Annotated in this window: 13 protein-coding genes, 1 pseudogene and 1 CRISPR repeat array; of the genes and pseudogenes, 3 read left to right on the top strand and 11 right to left on the bottom strand. The window is 30.9% G+C overall.

The window, feature by feature from the left end:
* Positions 1–20: 20 nt before the first annotated feature.
* From CO726_RS25075 to CO726_RS25060, 4 genes are all read right to left on the bottom strand, one after another.
* The gene (locus tag CO726_RS25075; RefSeq protein WP_099686051.1) at positions 21–308 is read right to left on the bottom strand and encodes a hypothetical protein; all 288 of its coding nucleotides are present in this window, start codon (positions 306–308) and stop codon (positions 21–23) included.
* A 76-nt stretch (positions 309–384) separates the two neighbouring features.
* Positions 385–585, bottom strand: coding sequence for a hypothetical protein (locus CO726_RS25070; protein ID WP_099686050.1), 201 nt, complete (start codon positions 583–585; stop codon positions 385–387).
* A 22-nt stretch (positions 586–607) separates the two neighbouring features.
* A complete protein-coding gene (locus CO726_RS25065; protein WP_099686049.1) occupies positions 608–1,252 on the bottom strand; it encodes a thermonuclease family protein in 645 nt (214 codons plus the stop codon).
* Positions 1,253–1,274: 22 nt separating this feature from the next.
* The gene (locus CO726_RS25060; RefSeq protein WP_099686048.1) at positions 1,275–1,805 is read right to left on the bottom strand and encodes a hypothetical protein; all 531 of its coding nucleotides are present in this window, start codon (positions 1,803–1,805) and stop codon (positions 1,275–1,277) included.
* A 313-nt stretch (positions 1,806–2,118) separates the two neighbouring features.
* On the opposite strand from CO726_RS25060, the gene CO726_RS25050 reads away from it, so the two are divergent.
* On the top strand, positions 2,119–2,415 hold the full coding sequence (locus tag CO726_RS25050) for a hypothetical protein (RefSeq protein WP_245916749.1): 297 nt from the start codon (positions 2,119–2,121) through the stop codon (positions 2,413–2,415).
* A 61-nt stretch (positions 2,416–2,476) separates the two neighbouring features.
* On the opposite strand, the gene CO726_RS25045 is transcribed toward CO726_RS25050, so the two are convergent.
* From CO726_RS25045 to CO726_RS25020, 5 genes and pseudogenes are all read right to left on the bottom strand, one after another.
* A complete protein-coding gene (locus CO726_RS25045) occupies positions 2,477–5,749 on the bottom strand; it encodes a DEAD/DEAH box helicase (protein WP_099686047.1) in 3,273 nt (1,090 codons plus the stop codon).
* Positions 5,750–6,667: 918 nt separating this feature from the next.
* Positions 6,668–8,407 carry an ATP-dependent helicase gene (locus CO726_RS25035; protein ID WP_097796864.1) on the bottom strand — a complete coding sequence of 580 codons (1,740 nt, stop codon included), beginning with the start codon at positions 8,405–8,407 and terminating at the stop codon, positions 6,668–6,670.
* On the bottom strand, positions 8,392–10,455 hold the full coding sequence (locus CO726_RS25030) for an ATP-dependent nuclease (protein ID WP_099686046.1): 2,064 nt from the start codon (positions 10,453–10,455) through the stop codon (positions 8,392–8,394). The genes CO726_RS25035 and CO726_RS25030 overlap by 16 nt, the downstream gene beginning before the upstream one ends.
* A 211-nt stretch (positions 10,456–10,666) precedes the next feature.
* Positions 10,667–11,008 (bottom strand): annotated as a pseudogene (locus CO726_RS25025) (toprim domain-containing protein); the annotation flags it as partial.
* 214 nt (positions 11,009–11,222) lie between these two features.
* Positions 11,223–11,580: a CRISPR direct-repeat array (repeat unit 30 nt; unit sequence ATTTCAATACATCTATTGTTATGTTTAAAC).
* An 809-nt stretch (positions 11,581–12,389) separates the two neighbouring features.
* Positions 12,390–13,742, bottom strand: a complete 1,353-nt coding sequence (locus tag CO726_RS25020) for an RNA-guided endonuclease InsQ/TnpB family protein (protein WP_169513082.1) — start codon at positions 13,740–13,742, stop codon at positions 12,390–12,392.
* 322 nt (positions 13,743–14,064) lie between these two features.
* Between CO726_RS25020 and CO726_RS25015 the strand changes: the two genes are divergently transcribed.
* Positions 14,065–14,538 carry a stress protein gene (locus CO726_RS25015; protein WP_099686044.1) on the top strand — a complete coding sequence of 158 codons (474 nt, stop codon included), beginning with the start codon at positions 14,065–14,067 and terminating at the stop codon, positions 14,536–14,538.
* A gap of 151 nt (positions 14,539–14,689) precedes the next feature.
* The gene (locus tag CO726_RS32610; protein ID WP_099686043.1) at positions 14,690–14,899 is read left to right on the top strand and encodes a hypothetical protein; all 210 of its coding nucleotides are present in this window, start codon (positions 14,690–14,692) and stop codon (positions 14,897–14,899) included.
* A gap of 235 nt (positions 14,900–15,134) precedes the next feature.
* Here CO726_RS32610 and CO726_RS32880 read toward each other — a convergent pair whose 3' ends face one another.
* Complete coding sequence (locus CO726_RS32880; RefSeq protein ID WP_281259855.1) at positions 15,135–15,260, bottom strand: hypothetical protein; 126 nt, start codon at positions 15,258–15,260, stop codon at positions 15,135–15,137.
* 697 nt (positions 15,261–15,957) lie between these two features.
* A partial coding sequence (locus tag CO726_RS25005; RefSeq protein ID WP_099686042.1) for a nuclease-related domain-containing protein occupies positions 15,958–16,528 on the bottom strand: 571 nt, incomplete at its 5' end.

Genomic DNA, 16,528 nt, shown 5'->3' with positions numbered 1-16,528 from the left:
TTTTTAATGCAAAACATTTGCTAATATATGACTAGTTTATTTCCGTGTTTCGAGTACCCTGTTTCAATAGAAAGTATCCAATTATTAATATCTTCCCAGTCGTATCCCCTCTCTTTTAATTCTAGAGGAAAAAGATTTTCAAAATCATCACGCATTTCGTACATGGTTTCTAATGCTTTTTCAAGCGGACCAAATCCATATACCATGTGTGTATGTACTTTTTTGTTTTTCTTTTCTGCTACAGCCAAATATACATATCTTCTTTCCTTTGCTAAAACAAACTTCAAGAACCCTGGTATTTGACTCATCTAAAATATTCTCCTTTCGGTTTTCCTTACCCTTTTCTTTTGTATACGAGTAAGGAAAACAAGCGCTCTTTCCGTATTAATTCAAGAGATGTCTCGTTTTTTTTCTTTGAAAGTATAAGAATACGCTCATCATGACAATATTTATTACTCCAGCTACAGCACCAATTTTGGAGATAACATACACATATTCGTTATTACTAAATGGCAATAGGCTCACGAAAATAAATAAAATTGAAATGATAAAGGATAAGAGCATATTTCTTTTGTTCTCGTTCAATCATGAAACCTCCATTTTTTTATTAGGCTGCATCATTACGGTTATAATGTCGTTGCTTTTCATCTACAAAACCTTTTATGCTCCACACGCCAATTCTTGATGCCCTGGCTTCTTTCTCTGCTTCTAGCATTTGTGGAAACAGCGTAGTGTTTGGCTTTGAGATATAAGCTACAATGCCATAACCTGACTTGACCATTAATTCGTTGATGTGTATTCCATCGCAAAATACATATGCCAATTTCCTGCCGTATTTGTCTTCTTTTGGTCCCCGATCATAAACCAAGGTTACACTTTTCCCTTCTAGCTGTTTCTTTAAAAAGGAAGAGGCTTCCTTTCCCATCTTTTGTGGTGGAATCTTTTGTGATACGGATTCCGGGGTATCCAATAACAGTAACCTAACCGTCTGTTTCTGCCCCTTTACGTTCACGTCTATCGTATCGCCGTCTTTTATATGTAATACCTTCCCTTTTACGGTCTCTAAGCCTTTTAATTTATCCTTATACGCTTCTGGAATATCGACAATACTTTTCCCTTCTGCATGCTGTTGTATTCCTTTTTGTACGGTTTGTACAGGTCTCGAATCATTTGTTTGTGCGGTACTGCTACATGCTGTTAACATCACAATGCAGGAAGGAACTATACTTACTTTTATTAAAAACTTAATCATAATAAGCACTCTACTTTGATTTTCATAGATTACCCATCTCCATTTTTCCTACGTATTTTACTTTCCAATAATTAGTTATAAAATTTTCGTATTCCATTTGCTCTTTCTCTGTATAATACTCAAGTGCAGTGAGTTCCTGATACCTATATTCTTCAGATAATGTAGGATATAATACCCCTTCGTAGTTGATAAGCATTTCTAAAATCGTTGTCTTCTCTTCCTTATGCAACCGTTCTTCATCAGCAGATACCATACAAAAATATCCTATATTCCAATACTCTACTTTTATCGATTGCGAAAGCAGTAAGATAGTATTTATGAGTTGCAATATCTCAACTTTCTCTCTACTGAGCAATTGCAATTTACCCATTTCTAACTTTTTTCGTATATTGCGTAATATTTCACTATCTAACAAAGAACCAGCTGAATCTTGACCTGACCATATTGTTTCTATCTCTTTCATATTGTTCATTTTTCTATATTTCCGGAACTTGTCTTCAATTGATGAAGGTATAGATAGTGTTACCACTCCACCTGCAAAGCGCTGAAACATATCAACATCTCCTTTATATGAATAAATATCAAAAAAAGGACACACCTACGGCATATGTATGCGTAGGTGTGTCCTTTTGCAAGATAGATTTAGATTATTTTGTTACTTTCATCATATCATAGTTCTTATTAATTTTATATATGAAATTTAAGATTTAATAATATTATTTCTTTTTTTCATACACAAAAGTGATTCTCTTCTGTGCGGAGTCATATGTTAATTTTGCACCAAACGATTTTCCTTTTTTTTTCGATTTAAAAAATTAGCAACACTTGAAGAATCTGTACCAAAACTGCAGTTAGAAATTCAGCAATTGAAACAACAGCTATCTAAAGTAACTGTCCAGAGAACTCACTACGAAACACTGTATAATCAAATTGTTGCTGAAAGTTATTTTCCTCATTTATACGGACAATCAGAAAAATTAAGACAAGCTAATGTGAAGGCAGCAATTATTACTTTACCAAATCAGGCTTCACAAGTTTTAGAATTAAATAACCCTAATAAGGTTTTGCAAAATGAATCAGCAATTTCAAATACTATTGATGTAAACGATAAAAAAATAGAAAAACTTAATGAGTTATTCAATTTAGATTTGGAAGATAGCTAGATTAAATTTATAAATAATATTAGGAGTCTTACGAAACGCTAGAGTAAGACTCCTACGTATTTTAATAACTACAAATAACTTTTAACTCTATACCTGTTGTCTCTTTAATAAAGTTTTCTGTAACTCCTAATAAAGTTAAAATATCATCTCGCACACTTTTCTTTGAAATACTTGGCTGAACAATAAAAATCTCATAAGACATCGGAATTTTCTTTTTTGCTTTATCTTGTAGCGTTGCCAATAATTCTAGATTACCTTTTTCTAATCGGCTACATTGTTGACCCGAATAGGTTTTGGTATGTCTTCTTAGTAAATGACTGAAAAATTCTTTTCCAGATTTATATTTCCACTGTGTAGACTTTTGTGCTTGTCCACACACTTCATAAAGATTTGCTATAGATTCGGAAACTCTTCCGTTTTTAGCGTATTTTAAATGGTATAGTTGTATTTTTAATTCATCTTCAGTTTCTTTAATTGTAACAATATCGGCTATTTCACCACTGCCGTCATCATCATAAATAACGCTATAATCTTTTTCTTTTAAATATTGAATCATTCTATATTGTATAGAATCTTCAATTTTTGGATTGACATGCTGAGATTCTTTCGAAATATCAGTACCAGTCCAATCAAATGGCATCAATAATTCCCTATTATATAAATTAATATGATGTTTTAGAATAATATGATCATTCCCAGTTAAAGAAGATCCATCTGCAAACCAAATAGTAGGTGTATAGTAATCTAGAAAGTCAATAAGTGGCATCCTTTTAGAACCGAATTCCACGAGTACTTTGTCTTCGCTCAAGACTTCAAATTTATAGTTGGGTAAACCTTCTTCGTAACCATGAGAAAGATCATTAAAAACTGTAAATTTAATAGGTATACATATCTCGTCAATTTTTAACTCTATTTCTAAATAACCCCTAATTTCAAAGTTTTTAATATTTAATTCTACTGCACTTAAGTTTTTTTCTATATGTCCAACCTTAAAACGGAATTTGGTCTCATTTTCCATATACACTTCGTAATCCCAATCAATGCCTATTGGGACTTCATTAGGAAGCTGGCATATTCTTGTGGGAACTAGACATTCAACTAATACTTGATTAGGATCAATTGAATAATTTGATAATTTATCCCCAACATTAGTACACCATTTTTTTAAATTCATCAAATTCCCTTGTAACTTAGTCCAAATTCTTCCCTTGTACGAGCAGCCTATATTAACTGGTTCTCCATTTTCAAATCCAGTCCCAACCACATATGATTTTTGGCTTCGCTGTTTTTCCATTAAGGGGATAGCTTCACTAAGGTCACTACCTACGCTCATACGATATCTGATATCTTTTGCTAAGAAAAGTTTCATACCAACATTTTGAAGTTTTAATCTGTTAATATTATAAAGTGACTTAAAGACTTCCATTCCGTTAATTAGTATGGGTTGATCTATTACTTGAGTTGCTAATTCTTTATATAGGCTAGAATTATCCGAACTGTTAATGTATAGTAATTTTTTTTCAGAATCCCAAATTAAAATTATCAATGTCCATGATAAATTAAATGTGTTTTTATCGTTTAACCAATCCAAGGAATTTTTCTTTGCATAAGCAATAACAACCATATTTTCATTTTGGTTTATATCAAAAAACACATATTCATAATTAGTGTTTTTTGTAAAGTATTCTTTTAATACTAAAGGTGACCAAAACATGCTTTTACCTTTGTATACGACTGTGCTTAATTTGGGATGTATATTTTTGAATGCAAAGTTAGATTGAGTTATATTCTTAAATCCCTCTAAAAAATCTTTGTATTCTATTTCGGATTCAACACTAGTGGAACTTATGTTGCTAATCAAATTATTCCAGTTTGCGTCATTACTATATAAATCTTCAAGAACACCTGTTACTTCTAATTCAGCAATATTAGCAATAAATGCAGCTTTACCTAAACTTTCATCATGTTTAGTACGAGTAAATCTCCCAATAAATTGTAATGTTATTGGTAAGCTCTTCCTTATATCATGAAGTGCTGCAACTTTTAATTCTGGTAAATCAAATCCTTCTCCTAACATATCCACACATACAATAATGTTATATTTCTTGTTTATAATTTCTTGATAAATATTTTTTTGATTTTCAATTCCTGAATATATTAAAACAGGGATAAGATTCGTGTTTTCTGTTAGCTCTTGATATATTTTGAAAACTTGTAGTGCTCTATTTTTATTAGAGCATCGAGCCATTAGAATGTGAGGGAAATCATTATCATCCCTATCCTTAATTAGTCTTTCAATGGCGGTTGCTGCAACTACCCTATCTACCTTGTGACCATCATACTCTTTAACAGGTATAAACTCTATCTCAGTAAAATATCCTTCTTTTTGTGCTTCTTCTAAGGGATAATTAAATATAATTTTACCATCTAAGTTTTTACCATCATTTCTGAATGGAGTAGCAGTAAACTGAATTACCTTACTATCATCAAATGTCTTTCTAACATCTTCCCATGAAGTTGCTCTTACATGATGTGCTTCATCTATAAATACATTGGAACAATATTTTGAGAGTAAAGCTCTGTTACCTTTATCCATCCGAGATAAAATATTCATGGTAGTAACAACTACATTAGAGTTTTCTAGAAATCCTTCAAAAGATTCTGCAGAAGGAAACTTCTCAAAAATCAGTCCCACCTTTGGGAATAGCGCACTTGAATTAACAATCCCAAATTCTTTGAGCAAGCCCAATTTAAGAAATTTATTAGCGACTTGCGTTCTTAAAGCATCACTTGGAACAGTGATTAATAACTTCTCACACTTAGCTGCTATTAATGTTGAAAGCATCGTTTCGGTTTTTCCAGTACCAGTAGGCATCACCACTGTAGCCACATTATTTGGAACTTTTAAATGGCTTAAAATAGAATATAGAGCACCAATTTGTGGTCTACGTAGCCCCTTCTCATCTGTCTCTATATTTTCCTCAATAAAATTGAATGCTCTACTCCAGCTATTTAAAATTTCTTCATTAGTAAAATTTCTAGATAGTAAAGGGTGCTTAAGCCAATGCTTTATCACAATTTCATTAACATTTATGTTCTGTTCAATTGTTATTTTCTCAATTAGTAATACATATGTAGCGGACAAATCGCTCTTCTTTTTGTCAGTTGTAAAGCAATATAAATCTTCTCCACATTTAAAATTAAAAAAGTGCTTTTCAATTCTGATAATTTCACCAGTAATCTCCTTTTCGTTTTCAAGAAGGTGGTATATAGAATTTTTACAACCTGTTTCTTTTAAAATACATTTTTGAACTGCTGGGACATAGATTTTCAAAATAATTCCCTCACTCCTTAAAATACTTTTAAAATGTTGTAAGTCCTTGGTGGAAATTCTTCATCTAATTAATTAGATATACGGATGGTCTTTATATAATATATCTTATACCAAAAAACAAAAAGAAGCATTAAATAACCAGAATGTTAGATTGTTTCTTTAGACAGATTCATTATTAGGAATTTATAGGTTCTTCCACTTCTTTAATTAATTCATGTGGAGCAATATTTAATACCTTACATATGACGAATACGGCAGATATGCTTAATTGTCTTTGAGTACACTCAAGTAATCTAATATAAGTTCTATCTATATCACATTAAAGAACTAATAGTTCTTGAGAAAAATCAGCCTTTTTTTATGCTCTTCACCGAAAGCTTTTGGGATTCTCATGACATTTCAATCGACCGACTATAGTCATCAAAAAAGTGATGATCATTAAAAAAAAGAAATTGTAAATTTACACATCGAAGGAAAATCTGTTACAGATTTAAGCATTATATATAGAGTATCTCCTTCTTCGTTTAAATATTTGATAACTGCACCTATTGAAAAATTAATTTTATCGGTAATTTCCATATACCCCAAAGATTACCTCACTTATTAAGTCCCTCTTTTCCAAAAGTACATCTTCCATCATTATCACTTACCTTACTTCTCCTATTAACTATAAACTAGTTTGATTACAAGATATTTAATATAGAGTCAAGATGCATCTATTTAATTCAAACGGGTTCTATATTTAAATTATATAAGATTTATTATTCTAGGAAAAAATATACAAATTCCTCTGCGTACTAAATTGATTGTATTTTATAGCATTAAAGTCCCTGGTTTTATTTTACAAATAAAACCAGGGACTGCTGATATTTCATAAATATGCTTTTAAATTTTATTCTTAGTTAAAATATCTAGGACTTATAAGGATTTAACTAGCTCCTTAGTAGTAATATTTAATTCATTTGATTGGTCTACCTGTATTACTTCAAAACCAATTTCTATGAGTGCTGCTTTTTCTTGTTCTTTTAAGCTCTCAACATTAATATAGAGTCCCGAGATTGCCCTACTTAATGCAACATAATAAACTCTATGCACTTCTATATTCATATTAGGTGAAAGCAGAAAGTTTAGCTCTGTTCCTTGTTTTTGGGGAGGAATTATTACTAAAATATTTTCAAATTCATCTCCTTTAGATTGGTGGATTGTTTTAAAATCACTTAAGTCATCTAAAATTTTCATTTGGAGGGCAACTTTTCTATAAGTTAAACCATCATATAATGTTTTTGCTGCTCCTCTGGAAATACGTCCCTTAACATTGTATTGCCCTACAATTAACTCGTTGTGGAAGTAAGTAATGCTTTTGGTTTCAAATTCATTGTACATATTTAAAAATCTTTTTAAGTTAACAAAAGCCTCTTTATCAGTAAAAGGCTCATCTTTTCGATAAGCAATTTTCATTAATCTTAAAGCCTCTTTTAATTGAAACTGTTTAGCTAATTCGATAGATTGGATTATATGAAAAATTCTCCAGCCTCTTTCATTATTTGAATCTTGAAGAATAATATTGAAATCCATATCTTCAATTAAATCTGTTTCATATTCAACGGACTTTGAGTTTTCACTTTTATATGATAGTACAACTGGATTTATTGATTTATCATTCAAGTAATGATAAGCACTTTTCTTAGATCCTACCAGTATAGTAGGAAGGTTACCAGATTTATGAGTGGGAGAGGATTGCTCAAAGTCTTTATTTTTACGCATATGATTAAGTACATTTATAATCTCGTTACTTGATCTATGATTATCCTTTAAAATATATAATTTCATATTTTCAATTGAAAACATCTCAAATGATTCTACGTTTGCCCCTTGAAAAGAATAAATTGATTGGCATAAGTCACCTATTACTCCTATATTAACTTCTTTTTGCCCAATTAATTCAATAATGGCTGTTTGTAATGGACTAGTGTCTTGAAACTCATCAATTAAAATATAGGGGAATTTAGCTCTAATAATATCTATTATTCGTATGTTTTCTTGTAAAATTTTATACGCAAAATAAAGGACATCATCATGACTTAATTTTCCTTCGGACCAATATAATTGTTTATATTTATAATAAGCACTTTTTTTTAGGAAATAACCTTCTATCTTACCATCATAAGCATTTAAAAATTTTAATGTTGGTATTTCATCATCTAAAACCCATTGAAGTTTATTTAGCGCCTCACATAATTTCACATCATTTAAATAATTTTGTCCAATTTCAATTTTTAATTGATTGATTTGACTGTGCCGTAGTTTAATTTGTTCATGCCCATCTATTTTATCAATAGGTAAAGGTGAATCTTCTAAAATCCAAATGTATGGTTTGACAATGTGCTTATAGCAGAAGCTATGTATTGTGCATATTTCTAATGATTCAATAGAATCTTCGAGTTTATTGACAAGAGTATTAACGGCAGTATTTGTATAAGTAATACAAGCAATTTTTTTTGCTTTTCCAAGTTTAGTTGATTGATGTAGAATTCTTTTAATATGATTGGTTAAAAAAGTGGTTTTTCCTGCACCCGGTCCAGCATATAATTTAAAATGCTCATCAATTGGTATTATACTGTTACTATTTTCTAATTCCGTGGCTACTGACAAATCCATTTTATCGCCTCGCTTATATAATCTGGTGGCTCAATTAAGCCCTGCTCAGCTGTACTTATGACATAAGCAATCTCCTGAGCCGCTTCTCCTTTAGAGATAGATAATAGGTATCGACTAGCAATTATGCCTTTCTTTACGCTTAACTCATCTTTTAACAATCCAAGAGTAAGCAAGTTTAAAAGCTCGTCTTTAAAGGCATTCTTTCTTATTCTTGCAACTATTTCCTTTATAGGTTTATCTCTTGCAACAAGGTCCATTAACTCTTTAATCTCTTGAGCATTAGAAACTGAAGGGGTTACTAATTTTTCGCAACTCGGATTCTTCAAAATCAAATCATATTCAAATGTAGAGCTTTGTCCGTGTGTCTGGGTAAAAACTTTAATTTTTGAATCACTATGGCTATATGTCCCCACGAGTGAATTAGAAGTTTTTTTATATTCATAGTCTTCTGGTTGTAAGTTCAAAAATATGGGAAGACACTTTTTCCAATTGCTATCCTCATCTGCAGCGTCTTTTAGTTTTCTAACTGGATCTAAATCAGTTATGCATGCTACTTTTTTTGTTAAGGCAAATTTGCAGCGGTTAGTATCAAATAATTTTAAGAAATGATTAAAATATCTTCCACCAATATTCAATATTGTGGTATGGCTGTCCGCTAAATTCAAATCCATTGAGGCTGCGAATTCAGGAAGTACAAGCTGTTCAGCAATACCCTCTACTAGAATTACATTTTGCGCAAAAAATAAATCTGCTTTTGTTACATCTAAAAATCTTTTCACATAATTTCGAGATATGATATCTTCCTCGTTTGAATCATTGAATACTTTACTTGGATAAGCTATTTTAATTTCTTCATTAATTTTTTGAATAACTAAAATATCTTCTAAATCAACTGCAGCAGTTATATTTGGAGAATGTGAAGTAATAAATATTTGGTTAACATCTGAATCTTTATTTTCTTTTAGAAATTGTAAAAACTTATATTGCATACTTGGATGTAAATGTGCTTCTGGTTCCTCAATAGCTAATATGGAGAACACTTTAGCATTTGACCCTAAATATTCTCCAGAAGCATCTTTTTGCATTTTTGATAGCAAAAGGGAGATATAAATTAAATTATTATAGCCTAGCCCATTGCTAATGGCAGGTAGCTTAATTCCAGATTCTTTTTCGACAATGAGTCTTAATGCTGAATATAATTCGGTGTCCAAAATTTCTCCATCAAATGAAGGTTTAGATTCATCAATTCCAGCCCCAGTATTATTGACATACTTTAAAATTTGTTCTTCACCGTTTCTCATACGTTGCTGAATTGATTCAATTATCTTCTTTGATTCAACTGAAAAGTCTCTTTTTTTCTTTTGAATTTGTTCTATTTTTTCCTTTTTTTCTAACTCACTGTTACTTTTAATATCGTAGTCCATAAAAAAGTCTATTACTTCTCTTAAAAGACTGTTATTTCCTTTGAATAAATCTCTTTCGACATCACGAATTGCAGTTAAAAATTGAAAATCAAAACGATTTATTTCATCATTCTGCACAGAATTTTTGAATTCAGGATTTCCAACGTATACTCTATGAACATACTTTTTTAAGAAATTATGTTCAATAGCTTTCCAATAGTGATTAATATCTTCAGTCGATATTTTTTTCATTAAATTTGTATATTCAGCTACTTCTTTTTCAGGTAAGAAATATTCATAGGTAATTGTAGCTTCATACGGTTTATTAAGGCTTGTTAACCAGGTAGCTACTGTCACTAATTCATCTGAGTATTCACCTTCATTTTCAGATTCTTGTAGTTTAGCAGATATATATATTTTAGGTGGGCATACTTTTAGTTCTTCAATCGAGGCACTACGATTAAAATCGTTAATGTTCAATCTCTTACTAGAAGAATTGTTAAAAAGGATATCTAATGCTTTTATTACAGTTGTTTTACCAGCATTATTTTGTCCAATAATTACATTAATTCCATCATTAAAATTTAACGTTGTTTTTTTGTTAAACGATCTAAAATTGCTTATTGTTAACTCTGAAATATACATAAAATCCTCCTCGATAATTCCTATTATATCCAGTTTAATTTTATAATATTTAAATGTAAAATACTTCATTTAATAAATAAAAAGCACATAATTTAAAGAAAAATTATGTGCTTCTTTTTATGTGCAATTGTATAAAGGATTAGATATCATTGTTAAATCAAGGATGAAAGGTATTTTAGGATTTACGTGCAATTATATTTTATAGAGATAAATCCGCGTCACATATGTTAACCACGTGATCAACACCATGACGTTGCAGCAGTTTAACAAGGATTTGCAATTGTTCATCATTTTCTTGTTTCACTTTATAAGCTGGCTGATAAATTAATGGTAAATGTTCTAATTTAAACACTTTATACATTGGATCCATCTCTTCCGGATTTTTTAGTTCCAGCAGATGCCCACTGCACCAACTGACAATATAATGTTCATTTTCATAATAACCATAATATGGTTTGCTACCAATGTACTTTTGTGAGTGACGGAATCGTGGCGATTTCATAATTTCATTGGCCACTTTTGGTTTTTCTGCAATAAATAACGTTTTCCCCATAACTTTTTCCTCCTTAAACAAAAAAAGGACACACCTACGCTATGGTTATGCGTAGGTGTGTCCTTTTGCAATATGATTTTTTAATATTAGATTACTTATATCATAACATTGCCTTTATCTATATACACATAGAAATGAGACACCACTGGAATCCTAAACTTCTATTGTTTGGTTTAAACAACCCTGCTTTTCGGTCTATCGACTTGGCGTAAGAATTTCAATACATCTATTGTTTGGTTTAAACAATTCCTGGAGGAGCTTTTGCTTCTCTCCTAGCCACATTTCAATACATCTATTGTTATGTTTAAACCTCTTGTTTTTCTAAATCAGCTACAACGTTGATTTTTATTTCAATACATCTATTGTTATGTTTAAACTTAGACGTGCTTACTGGACGCACTGACGCTACAGAATTTCAATACATCTATTGTTATGTTTAAACCATTTAAGGTTGAAACGAAGCCAGCAGGCGTAAAATTTCAATACATCTATTGTTATGTTTAAACTTCAAGCCCATATCAATCTCCACCTACTCTTATAGAATTTCAATACATCTATTGTTATGTTTAAACCCCGATAATATATGGATGATTAACAATGATTATTACAACAATCCCTTGTATATCAACAATATCCTTCTTTTTTACCAGCAAATTTATGTATTGTGTAACGGTCTTTGTGTTACACCCTTCAAAGCATTCAGAATGCCTATGTATCAATGTTTTTTAACATTCGATACTACCTTATGGAGCGTTTACACTTGGTAAATTTACCATGTATTACTTCTCCATTTATGGTGTGGAAATCCACCAAACATTTTAGGATTTACAATCTTTCATCCAAGTTTTTTTATCAGTTCAAATGTCCTTTCGCGCACTCTCCCCAATTTCAATACATCTATTGTTTGGTTTAAACACAAGCCTAAGTGACGTGAATAAGCGTCATAACTACGAATTTCAATACATCTATTGTTTGGTTTAAACAATTTTAATCGAATCTTTACCAGCTGTGGATTTAGTATTTCAATACATCTATTGTTTGGTTTAAACTAAAATAGGGACTACAAGCAAAGTTTTAGTATCTTGATTTCAATACATCTATTGTTTGGTTTAAACTCCCAAGAACATTGGGATATGTAACAATAAAGATTGCGAATATCCCTTGTAAATCAATAATATCCTGCCTTTTTACCAGCAAATTTATGTATTGTGCAACGGTCTTTGTGTTACACCCTTCAAGGCATTCATAACGCCTACGTATCAATGTTTTTAAACATTCGATACTACCTTATGGAGCGTTTACACTTGGTACATTTACCGTGTGTCACTTCTCCATTTATGGTGTGGAAATCCACCAAATTATTTCATATAACAATTCTAAACTAATTAATATTTTCTACCTGTTCTATATACTGTTCTGTAAACTTCTTAGAATTCAACTTCTCCTGTAACTTCAACTGTTTTTGTATCACTTTTTCAATATTGTATATAGATATATTTTTTGCCGCATTATAGTCTGCATGTACTTTTAGATTACATTGCTGACACTCAAAAGTAGATTGACTTTTCCGATTATTTTTATGGATATACCCACATTCACTACAACGTTTACTTGTATATGAGGGATCAATTGTAACTACTTTCATACCGTATTGATGAGCTTGCTGCTTGATTTTCTCCTGCAAATCAAAATACGTCCAATTTTTCAAGAATGTTTGTTCCTTGCTTATTCCTTGTAAATTCTCTAACTGTATAGTGCCACAATTATATTTCAGACACTGTTGTACTATATAATTTGCGTATTTATGATTCGTTGCATTTCTAAACTTAGCTATTTTATTATTCAATACATCAATGGGTTTAATTCGCTTTTCTCGCCCTTTCCCCACCCTGTTTCCACTACAATATTTACCTTGACGCAACAAACTTATACGTCTATGTTCAATTTTTTTCCGAAAAGCCTCAATTTCCTCTCCACTAATTGCCCCTCTTATCCATCCTTTATTAAAAGCAAAATAAAGTACGTTTATTTTCCCCATATCAATACCCATGACTAAATCTTCTTCAAATTTATGTTCTTCCTTTACAGTCGGCTTATAAATAATAGACAAATACCATTTATTTTTGTGCTTATGAAGCATGCAAGCACCTTTAGCATATGTATTTTCAATTATTCTATCTAAAATGACCTTCATACTATTTTGTTTTCTCGTTGATAATTTCACCTGTATTTTACCGTTAGGCAAATTATTTTCTATTATGAAGTTTGATGAAAATAGAGATAAGCTTGCGATATAATCCCCACTTTTTTCTTTTGTTATCTGTATAGAGTTCCCATGGATATCGATTGGTAAATTGTTTCGAAAAGAAGGAATGGACATTTCACCACTTCGAATTTCTTTTTTTCTACTATTCCAAGTCTTAATCGTCTTTTGTAGAGTTGTGGACATATTAGCTTTATTCATATCCTGATATTCCTCTTTTAACTGATCATAGATATATCCGCTTATCGTTTTTTGGGTACATCCATATAATTGTTGGGCACTCGGATATACACCATTTTCTCTAAAATGATTCAACGACTGATTGTCAAAATCCCAAAGTTTTTGTATAGTTCGATTTCCAATTGTCCTAACTTGATACGATAGTGTACGTAAATACGTTTCAAACGCCTTCCACTCTATATTTACAGGACAAATTATTTGGTATTTCATTACTTTTACAACTGTACTCAAATATTTCACCTCACCGTTATATTAATCATTACATCAATATAACCTTTTTATTAAAAAATATACTAAGCAAAAGAGTACGTTTCTTTTTAGCTTTTATCCTTATTTGCGCTGCAGAAACATATAAACCAAAATGTAGTACCATGTCCCACTCGTAACTGAACTAATGTTTTAATATTAAAAAAAGACGATTATTTATCATAAATGTAAGGACATTCTTCTAATTCGAAAAAAAATGCCATATAAACATCCATTTGACAATATATAATATTTTACAAATTAACATTTTGTTATGATATCGATGGATTTATCTACAGTAGGAGGAATGCATAGATATGTTAAAAAATTATCAGTATTTCTTATTGATACTTTTCTATTATTTGGTTTAGCATCCTGTGATAGCATAAAATCAGTGAATAGCAATGTTACAGTAGGAAAAGTAATTGAAGAATTTAAGGCTGCAGGGCTTGAAGCAGAACAGCCTAGTGATCTACCGGAAAAAGAATTTGGGAATACTAGAAAAGAAGCGAAACGTATTCTTGTTACAGCACTAGGAGAAGATAGTGGCGGTAGAATATTTAAGTTTAAAAACAAAGAGGATCTTGAACAAGCGAAAAAGTACTATGACGATTTAGGTAACGGTAATCAAATGTTATTCTCTCATACTTACGCAAAGGGTAATTTTCTTTTACAAATGAATGGTGACATGGAAGATGCCCAATTTAAAAAATATAAAGAAGTAATGGACAAAGTAATTAAGCAAGTCAAAGAATCCGCTTTCATTTCTCAGAAAATATGATATGATTATATTTGGATGGTAGCTCGTATACATCTTATTAAATTTAAAGTGGTTATCAAGTCGAAGAAAAGGCACTCAAATGAGTGTCTTTTCTTATGGACAAAGTAATATAAATTATATTATAAATATATAGTAATTATAAGTAAATGAGGTGTATATCATAATTAATTTCGAGCCATTAAGTCCAGTTATGAATGACATAGCAATCAAACTTGCCATGGTACTATTTATACCGTTATTCCTAGCATTAATTGTCAAAGTTATACTTATGAAATTTATGAAAGAGTCGATTGCTGGCAGAATTGCAAGTCTATCTCTATTATTTCTCATGTACTATGTATTTATATTTGTTACAGGGTAAACAGGTATCTTAGGGTGTCTGTTCCATTTAAAAGTTAGAATCAAAGTGATTTCATAATTTCATTGGCCACTTTTGGTTTTTCTGCAATAAACAACGTTTTCCCCATAAATTTTTCCTCCTTAAGCAAAAAGGGACACACCTACGCTATGGTTATGCGTAGGTGTGTCCTTTTGCAATATGTTTATTAGTATTGGATTATTTCTATTATAACACGTTATTTATATAACCCTATTGTCTAGTTTTCCTCTACCATGTTTTCTAGCGCTTTTAATACATCATTTAATGTTCTTTCTTCACCCAAAACCAATCTATTTGTTTTAATGTGCCAAATAATATTTTCTAATTTATCTTTTGCTTCCATATTTCCACACCTTTCTATACAAAATGCAAATTTGATTAAACCCTACTTTCTTATTATGTAGGCTTCAAAACCCTTCATAATAAGAAATCAAAGAATGTTGGATTGGTTATTGGAACAAGTCACTTATATCCCGGTACACTTGCCACCACCAACTGGCCTTTAATACTATTAGACCTATGATTTCTATACAAAGTACAGTTATCATTATCCAACGTATATTATCCACTACCCAATCCTTAATCCACTTTTTAACTCCTTGCACAACTCAGTCCTCCCAATATATAACCTTTTTGGGCTTAAAGGTTATACCTCAATTTCTACAAAATTCAAAATGTATAATTAGAATCACTTATACATTGCTTCTTCAAATAATATTTCATTAAAAAAGGACACACCTATGGCAGTGGTCTGCGTAGGTGTGTCCTTTTGCAATGTAATATCATTATATTAACTTACTTTAATTATAACACTTTTTATATTCTCACTCAATTTAATTTATATCATCACGGATAATATTTACTCCATCAGACAACCAAAAATACATCTTATATTTCCAAAATATTTTATTATTCATTCTTTTTTATCACAAAGTCTTTTGGATTTCCTTTTAACTTATAATACTTCATGTTAAGACGAATAGTTACTACGCAAATTACCAAAAAACCTATTACATATATCATGTGTTTTTCTCCATTTCTTATTGTTTAGCGAACTTATTGTGTAAATACTTCACATGTTTCTTTTCAATATCCTTATCGATAATGTTCGCTCGCAATATTGTTTGGTAGATATGCTGGACCTCATCATTTGTTAGTTGCACCTCAGTATATGATTCAATACAACTTTTTAAGTCGTTATAATATAAGACATGTTTATCTTTAGATTGAACATGTACTCTTTTTAGACTGCATTTTGGATGGAACGCTGCAATAGAGATGGACGGCAGCTGTTGTTCCATTACCCATTCGATTGCTTTTATATGTTTATAGTTTTGTCTAAATGGATTTTGAAAAGAGGATTTTTTTCTAAAAATACCCTGTGTCCATCTTGCAGACTTCTCATTTCCATAGATCCAGCCCTCGTAGTTTTTTGTCTCTATAACAAATACACCAGTTTCAGCGATAACAATATGGTCAATTTTCGTTGTATCACCGAACTCCGTATAAACCGTCACATTATGTAACACAAAGTAACTTTTTGGATCTAATTTACTTAGTATACGTTTTACCAGTTTCTCTCCCGCTTTTCCTTTCCATTTTGGTACATGT

Origin of the sequence: Bacillus fungorum, from assembly GCF_002746455.1 — a bacterium.
GTDB lineage: Bacteria > Bacillota > Bacilli > Bacillales > Bacillaceae_G > Bacillus_A > Bacillus_A fungorum.
This window is presented reverse-complemented; position numbering and strand designations above follow the sequence as displayed.

What these genes read in the sequence shown, in the direction of transcription:
- CO726_RS25075 (WP_099686051.1), bottom strand. Translation starts at nt 308, where the DNA reads ATGAGTCAAATACCAGGGTTCTTGAAGTTTGTTTTAGCAAAGGAAAGA.
- CO726_RS25065 (WP_099686049.1), bottom strand. Translation starts at nt 1,252, where the DNA reads ATGATTAAGTTTTTAATAAAAGTAAGTATAGTTCCTTCCTGCATTGTG.
- CO726_RS25060 (WP_099686048.1), bottom strand. Translation starts at nt 1,805, where the DNA reads ATGTTTCAGCGCTTTGCAGGTGGAGTGGTAACACTATCTATACCTTCA.
- CO726_RS25035 (WP_097796864.1), bottom strand. Translation starts at nt 8,407, where the DNA reads ATGGATTTGTCAGTAGCCACGGAATTAGAAAATAGTAACAGTATAATA.
- CO726_RS25030 (WP_099686046.1), bottom strand. Translation starts at nt 10,455, where the DNA reads ATGTATATTTCAGAGTTAACAATAAGCAATTTTAGATCGTTTAACAAA.
- CO726_RS25015 (WP_099686044.1), top strand. Translation starts at nt 14,065, where the DNA reads ATGCATAGATATGTTAAAAAATTATCAGTATTTCTTATTGATACTTTT.
- CO726_RS32880 (WP_281259855.1), bottom strand. Translation starts at nt 15,260, where the DNA reads ATGGAAGCAAAAGATAAATTAGAAAATATTATTTGGCACATTAAAACA.